Origin of the sequence: Citrobacter sp. TBCP-5362 (genome assembly GCF_005406305.1) — a bacterium.
GTDB lineage: Bacteria > Pseudomonadota > Gammaproteobacteria > Enterobacterales > Enterobacteriaceae > Citrobacter_B > Citrobacter_B koseri.
Window position 1 is genome coordinate 1,559,063 of record NZ_CP040234.1, and the last position, 14,436, is coordinate 1,573,498.

The window sequence follows — 14,436 nt, forward strand, 5'->3', positions numbered from 1 at the left end:
TGTAGGCCGGATAAAACGCATTAGCGTCGCCATCCGGCATTTTTCTGCCTTTTTTATCCCCCCCATTTTGTGTCCTGGCTCGCAACTTTTTCCCCCCTTGCAAACTGTATCTATAAAAAATTGTGACTCTGTTCATATCTATTCGCTTTAGGGCTTGCGGATGGATTTACTTTATCAAAAACACGCATATCATGAACATATGTTTTAATATGAACATGTGCTCTAATAATCTAGATTGTGGCGGTGGTTATTCTTAACGAACTCATTGTTATGGCAGCTTAATGCCAGAGGACGTTCTATGCGTGAAACGGAATACATAGTGACGATTGGCTCAGCCAATATGGATGTTGCCGGGTATTCGCATGCTTCTTTAAATTATGCGGACTCCAATCCGGGAAAAATAAAATTTACCCCCGGCGGCGTGGGGCGCAATATTGCGCATAATCTGGCGCTGCTGGGAAAAAACTCATGGTTACTGACGGCGGTCGGGAGTGATTTCTATGGGCAGTCATTAATGGCGCAAACGAATCAATCCGGTGTGCACGTTGATAAATGTCTGATTGTGCCGGGAGAAAATACGTCAAGTTACTTATCCCTGCTCGACAATACCGGAGAAATGCTGGTCGCCATAAATGACATGAGCATTACCGACTTTATTTCGGCTGAATTTTTATCACAGCATGCTGATTTTATTCGTGGGGCAAAAGTGATTGTCGCCGATTGTAATATCAGCGAAGAGGCACTGAACTGGGTGCTGGAAAATGCAGGCGATGTGCCGGTATTTGTTGATCCGGTTTCTGCCTGGAAGTGTGTCAAAATTCGCGAGCGACTTGGCAAAATTCACACGCTGAAACCCAACCGGCTTGAAGCTGAAACCCTTAGCGGCATTCCCCTCTCCGGGCGGGAAGATGTCGGGAGCGTTGCGGCATGGTTTCATGAACATGGCCTGAACCGTCTGGTGCTTAGTATGGGTGGCGACGGCGTTTATTACAGCGATATCAACGGCGAAAACGGCTGGTCGCTCCCCATTAAAACCAACGTCGTCAATGTGACCGGCGCTGGCGACGCCATGATGGCGGGACTCGCCGCCTGCTGGATGGACGGCTTACCCTTTATAGATTCGGTTCGATTTGCACAGGGTTGTTCATCAATGGCGCTTGCCTGTGAATATACCAATAACCCTGATTTATCTGTCGCGAATGTTACATCGTTAGTGGAGAACACAGAATGTCTGAATTAACTCTTTCCTCTGAATTATTACAAATTTCGCCAGAAGTACAGGACGCATTAAAGAGTAAGAAACCCATTGTTGCGCTGGAATCAACCATTATTTCCCACGGCATGCCTTTTCCGCAAAATGCGCAAACGGCAATTGAAGTTGAAGAAACCATTCGTAAGCATGGCGCCGTGCCCGCAACCATTGCCATTATTGGCGGTGTAATGAAAGTGGGCCTGAATAAAGAAGAAATTGAATTATTAGGTCGTGAAGGACATAACGTTACAAAAGTCAGTCGTCGTGACTTACCATTTGTGGTTGCCGCTGGAAAAAATGGCGCAACGACGGTCGCATCCACCATGATTATTGCCGCACTGGCCGGAATTAAAGTATTTGCAACCGGCGGTATCGGTGGCGTACATCGTGGCGCAGAACATACGTTTGATATTTCTGCTGACTTGCAGGAGCTGGCGCATACCAATGTCACGGTAGTTTGTGCGGGGGCGAAATCAATTCTCGACCTGGGATTAACCACCGAATATTTAGAGACTTTTGGCGTGCCGTTAATTGGCTATCAGACCCAGGCATTACCGGCATTTTTCTGCCGTACCAGTCCGTTTGACGTCAGTATCCGCCTGGACAGCGCGCAAGACATCGCCCGCGCAATGGCGGTGAAATGGCAAACCGGCCTGAACGGTGGTCTGGTTGTGGCAAACCCGATCCCGGAACAGTTTGCGATGGCGGAAGAGAAAATCAACGCGGCGATCGATCAGGCCGTGAAAGAAGCGGAAGAGCAGGGCGTCGTGGGGAAAGAAAGTACGCCATTCTTGCTGGCGCGCGTGGCGGAACTGACCGGCGGCGATAGCCTGAAATCCAATATCCAACTGGTGTTCAACAACGCTGTACTGGCCTGTGAAATAGCGAAGGAATATCAACGCCTCGCCTGATAAAAACGCACGGGCAGAGAGCGGTCGCCCGCGATATCAAAACCTGGCTTTCACGCCGGGTTTCCTGGCATGAAGGGAAAATCATTATGGATATAATGAGAAGTGTTGTGGGTATGGTGGTACTACTGGCAATCGCATTTCTGCTGTCAGTGAATAAAAAACGTATCAGCCTGCGTACCGTTGGGGCGGCGCTGGTGCTGCAAATCGCCATCGGTGGGATCATGCTTTATTTCCCGCCGGGGAAATGGCTGGTGGAGCAGGCCGCGCTCGGTGTCCACAAGGTGATGTCCTACAGCGACGCGGGTAGCGCATTTATCTTTGGCTCATTAGTAGGGCCAAAAATGGATGTGCTGTTTGACGGCGCCGGGTTTATCTTTGCCTTTCGCGTGTTGCCGGCCATCATCTTTGTGACTGCGCTGATCAGCTTGCTTTACTACATTGGCGTGATGGGACTGCTGATCCGTATCCTCGGCGGTATTTTCCAGAAAGCGCTGAACATCAGCAAGATCGAGTCGTTTGTTGCGGTCACTACCATTTTCCTCGGGCAAAACGAGATCCCGGCGATTGTTAAGCCATTTATCGACCGTCTAAATCGTAATGAGCTGTTTACCGCCATTTGTAGCGGCATGGCCTCAATCGCCGGTTCGATGATGATCGGCTATGCCGGAATGGGGGTGCCGATTGATTATCTGCTGGCGGCGTCCTTAATGGCGATCCCTGGCGGCATTCTGTTTGCCCGTATGCTGAGCCCGGCGACGGAAGAATCGAAGGTGACGTTTGAAAACCTGTCATTTACCGAAACGCCGCCAAAAAGCATCATCGAAGCGGCGGCCAGCGGCGCGATGACCGGGCTGAAAATCGCCGCCGGTGTGGCGACGGTGGTGATGGCGTTTGTTGCCATTATCGCGCTGATTAACGGCATCATCGGCGGCGTTGGCGGCTGGTTCGGCTTTGGTCACGCCACGCTAGAAGGGATCTTCGGCTGGGTTTTAGCGCCGCTGGCCTGGATTATGGGCGTGGACTGGAGCGATGCGACGCTTGCCGGTAGCCTGATTGGGCAAAAACTGGCGATTAACGAGTTTGTTGCTTATCTCAACTTCTCACCGTATCTGCAAGCTGCCGGTACGCTGGATGTGAAGACGATAGCGATTATCTCTTTCGCGCTGTGTGGCTTTGCCAACTTTGGTTCGATTGGCGTGGTGGTGGGCGCGTTTTCTGCGATTGCGCCGCAGCGTGCGCCGGAAATCGCCCAGCTTGGAATGCGTGCGCTGGCGGCGGCAACGCTCTCTAACCTGATGAGCGCTACTATCGCGGGGTTCTTTATCGGGCTGGCGTAGTTGTAGTAGACGATTTTGCCGGATGGCGGCTTCGCCTTATCCGGCCTACAGTAACGCACTCCGTAGGCCTGATAAGCGCAGCGCCATCAGGCATTATGCCAGGGTTGTTTTCAGCAGATAAAGCGCGTTATCGGCGGAGAGGGTGGGGTTGTTAATACTGATGCTGGCGCGCGATAACGCCGCGCAGGCCATCGCGAAATTCGCGCTATCGCGAAAATCACTTCCCTCCAGAAAGCTGTAGAGCAACCCGGCCATGAAGCCATCATCCGCGCCGAAGCTGTCCACGCGGGTGTGAGACGGCGGGGTGAGTAAAAACTGCTCGCCATTTTTCTCGCTACAAAAGACCGCTTCATCTTCCAGGCAAACGAAGATTCGCTGTACGCCTTGCTGATGCAGGTCATTGACGGCCTGTACACGGTCGGCATCGGAACGCACCGCTTTCCCCCACAGAATCTCCAGCTCTTTTTGCGTGGGTTTTAGCGTATGAATGCGTGAATACCAGGTCCTGATTTTTTCCGCTTTGAACTCTGAAACGGTATCAATAAAGACCGGGATTTCATCCGCAATGGTAAAGACCCATTCGATGGCTTCCGGCGTCAGGTTGCAGTCCGCCAGCACCACGCCAGCGTGACGGATAAGATCCCGCGAGCTATTCAGCAACTGCGGCGTCAGCTGTTGCAGAATGTGGGTGTCGTTAATCGCCAGCACCGTCTCTTCCTGCTGGTTGGCGATGGACAGATAGGTTGAAGTGTTATGCCCATGCAGACGGATACAGCTGGAGATGTTCACGCCAGCCTGACGAGTCTGCTCCAGCAGCGTTTCACCATAAAAATCGCTACCGACCGCAGAGAGCAAATGCACATCGCGACCCAGCAGCGCCAGATTATGCGCAATATTGCGCCCCACGCCGCCAGCAGAACAGTGAATGCTGCCAGGGTTGGAAGCCGCCTGCGGATAATGGATATCCGCCACGCCGCGAATATCCATATTGATCGCCCCGACCACCACGCAATACTCCTGCTCGGTGAGGATATAGCCTTTGCCTTTGATCATCCCTTTGCGCATCAGATCCATAATATGGGCCGCCACGCGTGAGCGACTGATCTGCAAAATATCAGCGATTTCATTTTGCTGAATGAGCGGATTGCGGCGCAGGATCTTGAGGATCTGCTTTTCCCTGTCGTTCATCATTACGCAACCACCTTTGCCGTTTGCTGCGCTTTCAGCCAGGCGATCTCTTCTGCCCAGATATCCGGGTTGATGGTTTCCAGAATCAGCGGAATACCGTCAAAACGATCGTCCTGCATGATCCAGCGAAATGCATCATGACCAATGTTGCCTTCGCCCAAACTGTGGTGACGGTCAACGCGGCTGCCAAAGGCGCTTTTCGCGTCGTTCAGGTGCATGCCGCGCAGGTATGTAAAGCCCACAACACGCTCAAAGTCGGCGAATGTTTTTTCACATTCGTCGGTGGTACGCAGATCGTAACCGGCCGCGAACGCGTGACAGGTATCAATACAGACGCCCACGCGGGACTTATCGTCCACGCCGTCGATGATGGCGGCGAGATGCTCAAACCTGAATCCCAGATTGCTCCCCTGACCCGCAGTGTTTTCAATGACTGCCGTGACCCCTTGGGTTTTCTCAAGGGCAATGTTGATCGACTCTGCAATTCGCGCCAGACATTCCTCTTCCGGGATTTGCTGTAAATGGCTACCCGGGTGGAAATTGAGCAGCGATAGCCCCAGTTGCTCACAACGCTGCATTTCATCAATAAACGCATCGCGCGATTTTTCCAGCGCTTCGCTGACAGGGTGCCCGAGGTTGATCAGATAGCTGTCGTGGGGAAGGATCTGCGCAGGCGAATAGTGGTATTTCTCGCAGGCGGCCTTAAAGTCATCAATGATTTGGGCAGTGAGCGGCGCGGCGCGCCATTGACGCTGATTTTTCGTGAACAGCGCAAATGCGGTTGCGTCAATTTCTGCGGCGCGAATTGCAGCGTTGGCTAACCCGCCAGCGGCGCTGACATGCGCTCCGATATATTTCATGGAAGACTCCTGTTAAACCCGCTATACACATTATTCTTCAGGTTTGAATAATGTCGTGTATTCGAAAAAAATACTCTCCAATGATAGCGGGTTAACAGGGGCAAAATGTAGTGCTTTATGCGATAAGATGGTGAATCAGTACGTTAATCACGCCGCCGCCAACAATCAGCCAGACAAACAGCACCAGCGCCATCAGTAACGGTTTCGCTCCGGCTTTCTTCAGCGCGCTGACGTGCGTTGTAAGACCCAGCGCGGCCATTGCCATCGCCAGCAGAACCGTATCCAGCGTAATCAACATGTTTACCACCGCCTGCGGCAGCAGATGGAACGAGTTAACGATTGCCACTACGATGAACAGCACCGCAAACCACGGGATGGTGATTTTGCTTTTCTCCGCGCCCGTCGCCGGAGAAAGTTGTTTCACACGGGCGGCCAGCAGAATCAGAAACGGCGCCAGCATCATTACGCGCAACATTTTGGCAATCACCGCGGCGTTTTCCGCGTCCGGGTTAATGGCGTGTCCGGCGGCAACGACCTGGGCTACTTCATGCATGGTCGAACCAATATAGATGCCGTAGGTTTCCGGGCTGAACCAGTGCGCCAGCAGCGGATACATTGCCGGGTAGAGGAAGATTGCCAGCGTACCGAAAATCACCACCGTCGCGACGGCCACCGTAACTTTACTGGCCTCCGCTTTAACGACGGGCTCCGTTGCCAGCACTGCCGCCGCTCCGCAAATGCTGCTTCCGGCGCCAATCAGCCAACTGGTGTGCTTGTCCAGACCAAACACTTTCTGCCCGAGGAAACAGGCGAGTAAAAAAGTGCTGGAGAGCGTCAGTACATCAATCACAATCCCGCTGACGCCCACGTCTGCAATCTGTGAGAAGGTGAGGCGAAAACCGTAGAGAATGATCCCCAGGCGTAATAGATGTTGTTTAGCGAACAGCACGCCGCCGTCACAGCTTTTCCAGATTTGCGGATACACCGTATTGCCGATGACCATTCCCAGTAAGATGGCTAAGGTGAGGGCGCTGAACCCGGCTCCCGCGACGGCAGGAATAGATCCACCCCACAGGGCGGCCCCTGTGATAACTGCGCTCAGGGCAAGCCCCGGTATAAAATGCCACACTGTACGATGGTGATTCTGTAAGGTGAGTTCTGTCATAACCTTCTCCTCTATATGGGTAAAATGTTATGGCGAACTGGTTTAAAAATAAAATTGATTATATATTTATAATTAATCTTTATAAGTGGTAAGCGACGGCCTGCCAGTGGAAAACAACAATGCATATCACGCTACGACAACTAGAAGTTTTTACTGAGGTGCTAAAAAGCGGCTCGACGACCCAGGCATCTGTCATACTGTCACTGTCGCAGTCGGCCGTAAGCGCGGCATTGACCGATCTGGAAGGTCAGCTTGGCGTACAGCTATTTGACCGCGTTGGAAAACGGCTGGTGGTCAATGAACACGGGCGCTTGCTGTACCCGCGCGCGCTGGCGCTGCTGGAGCAGGCTGTCGAAATTGAGCAACTGTTTCGGGAAGACAACGGCGCAATCCGCGTTTATGCCAGTAGCACCATCGGTAATTACATCCTGCCTGCGGTAATTGCCCGTTACAGGAAAGACTTTCCCGATCTGCCGCTGGAACTTAGCGTGGGCAACAGCCAGGATGTCATTACGGCGGTGCTCGATTTTCGGGTGGATATCGGCCTGATTGAAGGCCCGTGCCACAATACTGAGATTATTTCTGAGCCGTGGCTGGACGATGAGCTGGTGGTGTTTGCCGCACCGTCCTCGCCGTTGGCGCAAGGGCCGGTAACGCTTGAACAACTTGCCGCCGCGCCCTGGATACTGCGCGAGCGCGGTTCCGGTACGCGTGAGATTGTTGACTACCTGTTGCTTTCGCACTTGCCAAAATTCGAAATGGCGATGGAACTGGGTAACTCCGAAGCGATCAAACACGCCGTGCGTCATGGTCTGGGCATCAGTTGCCTGTCGCGGCGGGTTATTGAGGAACAGCTTCAGGCGGGAACGTTGAGTGAAATCGCGGTGCCTTTGCCGCGCCTGGTGCGAACCCTGTGGCGAATCCACCATCGCCAGAAACACCTTTCCAATGCCTTACAGCGTTTTTTGCGCTACTGCGAATAAGCGTCCTTTGCCGGATGGCGGCGTAAACGCCTTATCCGGCCTACAAACTCAACGCTTTTGCCGGATGGCGGCGTAAACGCCTTATCCGGCCTACAAACTCAACGCTTTTGCCGGATGGCGGCGTAAACGCCTTATCCGGCCTACAAATTCAACGCTTTTGCCGGATGGCGGCGTAAACGCCTTATCCGGCCTACAAATGTCGATCCTGTAGGCCTGATAAGCGTAGCGCCATCAGGCGAATGTCTTAACGTCTATCCGATCTACACTTTACTTATAATCCACGGCCAGTCATGAAGGTCTCTTATAACTGCGCATTTGTGCCGGAAGGATGGCGTTTCGTCTGCTACAATCGCGCCTCATTTTTTGGATGGATAGCATTTTCACATGGTTTCCGAAACTAAAACCACAGAAGCGCCCGCGTTACGTCGCGAATTAAAGGCGCGTCACCTGACAATGATCGCCATTGGCGGTTCCATCGGTACGGGTCTTTTCGTTGCATCTGGTGCAACCATTTCTGCGGCGGGTCCAGGCGGCGCGCTGTTTTCTTATATCCTGATCGGTCTGATGGTCTACTTCCTGATGACCAGTCTCGGCGAACTGGCGGCGTATATGCCGGTATCCGGTTCATTTGCGACTTACGGTCAGAACTATGTTGAAGAAGGCTTTGGCTTCGCGCTCGGCTGGAACTACTGGTACAACTGGGCGGTGACCATCGCCGTAGACCTCGTGGCCGCACAGCTGGTGATGAACTGGTGGTTCCCGGATACGCCGGGTTGGATCTGGAGTGCGCTGTTCCTCGGCGTGATCTTCCTGCTGAACTACATCTCGGTCAGAGGCTTTGGCGAAGCAGAATACTGGTTCTCGCTGATCAAAGTGGCGACCGTCATTATCTTTATCATCGTGGGCGTCATGATGATCGTCGGCATCTTCAAAGGGGCGCAGCCAGTGGGCTGGAGCAACTGGACGACCGGCGATGCGCCGTTTGCCGGGGGTTTTGCGGCGATGATTGGCGTGGCGATGATTGTCGGCTTCTCCTTCCAGGGGACGGAACTGATTGGTATCGCGGCGGGTGAGTCTGAAGATCCAGAGAAAAACATTCCGCGCGCGGTGCGTCAGGTATTCTGGCGTATCCTGCTGTTCTATGTGTTCGCGATCCTGATTATCAGCCTGATTATCCCGTATACCGACCCGAGCCTGCTGCGTAACGATGTGAAAGACATCAGCGTCAGCCCGTTCACTCTGGTGTTCCAGCATGCGGGTCTGCTTTCCGCTGCGGCGGTAATGAACGCGGTTATCCTGACGGCGGTGCTGTCGGCGGGTAACTCCGGGATGTACGCGTCTACCCGTATGCTCTATACCCTGGCCTGTGACGGTAAAGCGCCGCGTATTTTCGCGCAGCTGTCACGCGGCGGCGTTCCGCGTAACGCGCTGTATGCGACGACGGTAATCGCGGGGCTTTGCTTCCTGACGTCGATGTTTGGCAACCAGACGGTATACCTGTGGCTGCTGAATACCTCCGGGATGACGGGCTTTATCGCCTGGCTGGGGATTGCCATCAGCCATTATCGTTTCCGCCGTGGCTATGTGTTGCAGGGTAACGATGTGAAAGATCTGCCGTACCGTTCTGGATTCTTCCCGCTGGGGCCGATCTTTGCGTTTGTGCTGTGTCTGACCATCACGTTGGGGCAGAACTATGAAGCCTTCCTGAAAGACACCATTGACTGGGGCGGCGTAGCGGCAACCTATATCGGGATTCCGCTGTTCCTGGCTATCTGGTTTGGCTACAAGCTGACAAAGGGAACGCACTTTGTTCGCTACAGTGAAATGCACTTCCCGGAGCGTGTGAAGAAATAACCTGGTGCCTGATGGCGTTGCGCTTATCAGGCCTACAGGAGCGACATTTGTAGGCCGGATAAGGCGTTTACGCCGCCATCCGGCAGGTAAAATAAAAAAGCCCCGACATTCATCATGCCGGGGCTTTTTGTTGTACTGAACTTAGAAGTTATAAGTCAGGCCAACCGTGTAACGACGACCGTCGAGAATGGTATCGTAAGTCTCGTAATCGATCTGTTTGTCCAGAACGTTATACACGCCCGCGGTTAACAGTAGATTTTTGTACGCGTAATAACGCACACCAACATCAACCTGCGTATAAGACGGCGTTCCCTGGGCCATTGAAGTACGGCTCAGGTATTCGGAGGTCTTGCCGCGGAAGTTCAGACGGCTCCAGAAGCCAACATCCTGCGTTGCCTGCCAGTCCAGCGTGGTATTGAACATATGCTTCGGCATTTTATTCAACGGCTTGCCAGAGAACTGGCCGCTTTTCTGCTCAGATTCGGTATAGGTGTAGTTCGCCGTCCAGTTGAGATCGCGGGTGATCTTCCAGCCAAAGGTGGACTCCACGCCGCGCATATTGGCTTTATCAACGTTGACGCGATCGCTGACAAAGTCGTATTTCTCACCACCAATAGTACAGGCCGGATCTGAACTGCTGTTGCAGCGACGCACTTCAGTTATCTTATCTTTGAAGTCGGTATTGAACAGCGTCACGCCAGCGTTAAGGTTATCTCCGTTATCCCACAGCAGGCCCAACTCTTCGCTCAGGCTCTTTTCTGGTTTCAGGTCTGCGTTACCGACAATAATACCGTTCAGACGACCGCCGCCGGTAATCTGTCCCCAGGTCGGGGAGGACTGGCGCAGATCCGGTGCGCGGTAGCCCGCAGAGACGCCGCCTTTTAAGGTCCACTGATCGGTAAGATGCCATACGCCATAGCCACGCGGCGTCCAGTTGTCGCCATAGTTTTCATCTTTATCCATACGGATACCGCCGGTCAGCGTAAAGCTGTCGGTCATCGCCCACTCATCTTCAGCAAACAGCGCCCAGCTCCAGCGGGTCAGCTTGTTCACGTCTTCGTAGGCTTTTAACTGGTTGCCGTTATCGCTCAGTTTCTCGTAACGATACTGCCCACCTAATGTCAGGGTATGCGCGCCGAGGAAGATCTGGTTCTGGTTATTAAAGATGGTGTTGTAAGACTTCATCTGGCGACCGGGGTTGTTGGTCTCTTCCTGCTGAATGTAGCTGGTGGTGTTGAAGTCGTCGTAATAACCGCTGTGGGTTAAGGAATAAGTGGTGTGCTCATAGCGGTTTTCGCTTTTGCTATTTGGTTTACAGCTACCGTTGCGGCAGCTTTCTTCTGCCATTGACTTGCCTGGCGTACTGTCGCGATCCTGCAATTCACGCGCGATGTCGAAGTCAAAATCGTTTTTATCATCCGGCGTAAAGTTAAGCGTTAAAGCCCCGTTGCGCAGGCGCTGCTCGTTGTAGCCATTGACGATTTTGTCTTCCGCACGGCGAGAGAGCAGCCCGGTCACTTTCGCCCCCAGCAATCCGTCAATCAGCGGGCCGGACGCATAAGCGTTGGTCTGGTACAAATCACCGGAGTCCCTGTCTTCCTGGAAGGTGGCGTCGCCATGCAGGGAGCCGGTCCAGCCTTTCGTGTTGGACACTTTTTTGGTGATCACGTTAATGACGCCGCCCATCGCATCTGAACCGTAAAGCGATGACATTGGCCCGCGAATAACTTCAATACGCTCGATCGATTCCAGCGGCGGCAGCCAGCCTTGCTCGATCCCGGAGTTATCGCTGTTCGGACGCGTGCCGCGCGTGCTGATGCGCTTACCGTTGACCAGGAACAGCGTGTATTGCGAAGCCATCCCGCGGATGCTGATATCGCTACTGCTGCCGCCGCCGGTAACGACGACTCCGGGCACATCTTTCAGCGCATCGGTGACATCGCGATAGGCTTTGTCTTCGATCTGCTGTTTGGTGATAACGGAGATAGACGCGGGGGCGTTCTGGATTTTCTGCTCAAATCCCGTGGCGGTTACAACGACGGTGTCCTGATCGGCAGCATAGACGAGCGATGGGAGACACGCTGCGCATACTGCGGCAGCGATAGCCTTAACGTGAGGTATGGTCATTTTTGTCATTCCATTAAATGAGTAAAACTGCGAGCCATGAAAAAAGGCCATGACAACGGTATGTATTTGTCTTTTAAGTACTCTTTGCGGTGAATAAGCGGGACGAATTGTACAAAAGAATGAATATTTGTAAACACAAATGATAATTGAAATCATTTGTGTTTATTTGTTTTTTACGGAAAGGGATTTCAAATCAATAAGATGGCGGATCGTAAATGTGAGGAAATATTGAAGAAAAAATGGAGAAATGAAGGATGAAAAGGAGGGCGGATACCCTCCGTTGTTACGTTATGGCAATAGATTATCGTTTTTTACAGACGATGGAGACGAGAAAGTAGCGCCAGGGAGAGCGTGGTTAATAAAATAGCGATGAAGGCGTAAATATAGACGCCAGACCATTCCCAGCTATTTTTCACCAGAATGACCGGTACGCCGGCCATTGCCGCGCCAACATAACTGAATAATCCCCGGAAACCGGTAATAGAACCCGCAGCATCTTTGTGAGTAACGTCCAGGCAGCCGACGGCAAAAAGCATATGCGGCCCGTACAGTGCAAATCCCATGATGGTGAAAAGTACGGCGGTGATGGTGTAAGAGGTATCCTGCACCAGTGGGATAAGCACGATGCATACGCAGAGCATTAAGGCGAAAATTAACCCCGTCATCCAGCGGTTGCTTTTAAACATAAAGTCTGACAAATATCCGGCCAGCAGTCCCCCTGCCAGCCCGCCAGCTTCGAACCACGAGATAATGGAGTTTGCTTTAATCAGGCTCCAGCCGTGTACCTGCGAGTAATAGATTTGCGGCCAGTCATTGAGAATAGTGCGCGCAATATACACGGACATATCGCCCACGATGATGATCCATACCAGTGGGTTGGTCAGAATGTATTTAACGAACACCTGCCAGAAGCTCAGATTGACCGGGCTGGCTTTTACCTGTGCAAGCTCGGTAGGGTCGTTACGCCATTCGCCGACATTGGGTAGCCCGAGGGTACCGGGGCGATCCTGAATCGTAAACAGCGCGACAACCCCCATCAGAAGGGAAATGACCCCAGGGACATAGAAGCCCATTTTCCAGCTGCCGCTAAAGGCAATGGCGAAGCTGGTGAGCAGCGGGGCAAGGCTGCCGCCAATGTTATGCGCTGCTTCAACGATTGCCCACCAGCGCCCGCGTTCGTTTTTTGAGAACCAGGAGGCCATAATTTTCGCCATTGGTGGGAAGCTGGTGCCCTGGAGAATCGCATTGAGGCTGTACAATACGTAGAATGCCGCGACGCTATCGGAAAAGCCAAAAAGAATATTGACGATGCCGACGCCAATCAGCACCGGGCCGGTCATGGCTTTAGGGTTAATTTTATCAACCAGCATGCCGCCAACAAACTTCATGGAACCATAAAGAATGTAAAAAATGGAGGACATGATGGCGAAATCTTCTGCGGTTAGCGACGTATCCGCCAGCATGGCTGGCATCGCAGCAGAAAAGTTTTTACGGGTCAGATAGAATACGGCATAAGAGATAAATACCGAGGTGATGATCTCTGTGCGAAATTTTTTATAAGTATGATCAATCTCTTTTTTCGCGTTCATAACAGGCCGATCGGCCTGACTGAAAATAAATGCTTTTATGTTCATCGTGAGTTTCCCTTCCGGCGACGGAAATGTGGTTATAATTCATCTTCAATAAAGAACAGAAGTGATTCGAATCCATGAAAATTAATCTGGTGATGGATTGTTTCTCTGACAACGGGTTTTGCCCGCCACGCGATACCTGTTCCCGCGTACGTTAGCATCGGCAGATCGTTTGCGCCGTCGCCGCAGGCAATAATGTTGTGTACAGCGAGGTTGAGTTGTGTTGCCAGCGCAGAGAGCGTTTGCCGCTTTTTCCCGGCATTCATGATCGGGAAGGTAATATTGTCCGTCAGGACGTTATCTTTTATTTCAACCGTGTTGGAAAAGGCGTAGTCGAGCTGATACTTTTCTTTCAGTCGTTGAGTGAAAATATCCAGACCACCGGAAATAATGGCCGTTTTAAACCCTTTGTTTTTCAGTACCGGCAACATAGCGGCAAGGCCGGGGGAAATCGTCATTCGATCGCAAACGGCATTGAGGACATCACAGTGCGTGCCTTTTAACATGCGAATACGGCGGGTAAAACTGGTGTCGAAATCTACTTTCCCTTCCATCGCCTGTTGGGTCATCTCCGCGATTTGCGCAGAGATGCCAAGCGTGTGAGCGATTTCATCCACGCCTTCCTCTTCAATAAACGTTGAGTCCATATCAAATGCAATCAGTCCCTTTGTGGGGATGCTCTGAGGTTTGACAAAAAAATCAAACTGCAATTGCAGTGATGCAGCGCGTAATTTCTGATAAATAGCCTGCGTCAGCATTTCATCGGGTAGCGTAAGTTTTAAATAATCCTTATTGATTAATGCCAGATGCCGACGCTCTAATAAATAATGACATTGCATTGCGTGAGAACGAAGAAAATCATTATATAACCATGCCTGAAGTTGCTCTGTGTTTGTTGATGTGACGAAGTAAGTTATTGCCATCATGTTGCTCCTTTACATTGCGCTTTATTATAATGGGCGGCGTTTGTTTCTTGTGCGTCGTGCTATCACAGATATGAATGTTAAAGAAAAGATAAAATGGTATTGTTTTTAATACCTGATAATGAATAAGCATGAAAAGTATCATTTTTAATATGTTGATTACGGTATATTATCGCCATCCCACCCTGCGCTTTTTTTAGGAATA

General features: G+C 51.9%; 11 protein-coding genes. 5 read left to right on the plus strand and 6 right to left on the minus strand.

The window, feature by feature from the left end; all coding sequences use genetic code 11:
* Window positions 1-298: 298 nt before the first annotated feature.
* The 3 genes from FD428_RS07515 (at window position 299) to FD428_RS07525 (ending at window position 3,500) form a co-directional block, all read left to right on the plus strand.
* Window positions 299-1,240 (plus strand): pseudouridine kinase, encoded by a 942-nt coding sequence (locus tag FD428_RS07515; protein WP_012131594.1) that lies wholly within the window; start codon window positions 299-301, stop codon window positions 1,238-1,240.
* Window positions 1,228-2,163 carry a pseudouridine-5'-phosphate glycosidase gene (locus tag FD428_RS07520; protein ID WP_012131595.1) on the plus strand — a complete coding sequence of 312 codons (936 nt, stop codon included), beginning with the start codon at window positions 1,228-1,230 and terminating at the stop codon, window positions 2,161-2,163. The genes FD428_RS07515 and FD428_RS07520 overlap by 13 nt, the downstream gene beginning before the upstream one ends.
* A gap of 86 nt (window positions 2,164-2,249) precedes the next feature.
* Window positions 2,250-3,500, plus strand: a complete 1,251-nt coding sequence (locus tag FD428_RS07525; RefSeq protein ID WP_104868442.1) for a NupC/NupG family nucleoside CNT transporter — start codon at window positions 2,250-2,252, stop codon at window positions 3,498-3,500.
* A 93-nt stretch (window positions 3,501-3,593) separates the two neighbouring features.
* Here the strand turns inward: FD428_RS07525 and FD428_RS07530 are convergent, their stop codons facing one another.
* From FD428_RS07530 to FD428_RS07540, 3 genes are all read right to left on the minus strand, one after another.
* Window positions 3,594-4,688: a sugar kinase gene (locus tag FD428_RS07530; protein WP_024130172.1), complete on the minus strand. Its 1,095-nt coding sequence runs from the start codon at window positions 4,686-4,688 to the stop codon at window positions 3,594-3,596.
* A gap of 2 nt (window positions 4,689-4,690) precedes the next feature.
* A complete protein-coding gene (gene nfo, locus FD428_RS07535) occupies window positions 4,691-5,548 on the minus strand; it encodes a deoxyribonuclease IV (RefSeq protein WP_012131603.1) in 858 nt (285 codons plus the stop codon).
* Between the two features lie 115 nt (window positions 5,549-5,663).
* The gene (locus FD428_RS07540) at window positions 5,664-6,713 is read right to left on the minus strand and encodes a YeiH family protein (RefSeq protein WP_012131604.1); all 1,050 of its coding nucleotides are present in this window, start codon (window positions 6,711-6,713) and stop codon (window positions 5,664-5,666) included.
* A 119-nt stretch (window positions 6,714-6,832) separates the two neighbouring features.
* On the opposite strand from FD428_RS07540, the gene yieE reads away from it, so the two are divergent.
* Together yieE and lysP are read left to right on the plus strand one after the other, a co-directional pair.
* Complete coding sequence (gene yieE, locus FD428_RS07545) at window positions 6,833-7,696, plus strand: DNA-binding transcriptional regulator YeiE (RefSeq protein ID WP_114848224.1); 864 nt, start codon at window positions 6,833-6,835, stop codon at window positions 7,694-7,696.
* 384 nt (window positions 7,697-8,080) lie between these two features.
* Entirely contained in the window at window positions 8,081-9,550 is a 1,470-nt protein-coding gene (lysP, locus tag FD428_RS07550) for a lysine-specific permease (protein WP_012131607.1), read from the plus strand.
* Window positions 9,551-9,691: 141 nt separating this feature from the next.
* On the opposite strand, the gene FD428_RS07555 is transcribed toward lysP, so the two are convergent.
* The 3 genes from FD428_RS07555 to serB form a co-directional block, all read right to left on the minus strand.
* A complete protein-coding gene (locus tag FD428_RS07555) occupies window positions 9,692-11,677 on the minus strand; it encodes a ligand-gated channel protein (RefSeq protein WP_024130173.1) in 1,986 nt (661 codons plus the stop codon).
* A 311-nt stretch (window positions 11,678-11,988) separates the two neighbouring features.
* A complete protein-coding gene (locus FD428_RS07560; protein WP_012131609.1) occupies window positions 11,989-13,311 on the minus strand; it encodes an MFS transporter in 1,323 nt (440 codons plus the stop codon).
* Between the two features lie 32 nt (window positions 13,312-13,343).
* On the minus strand, window positions 13,344-14,231 hold the full coding sequence (gene serB / locus FD428_RS07565) for a phosphoserine phosphatase SerB (RefSeq protein ID WP_047462487.1): 888 nt from the start codon (window positions 14,229-14,231) through the stop codon (window positions 13,344-13,346).
* Window positions 14,232-14,436 lie beyond the last annotated feature (205 nt).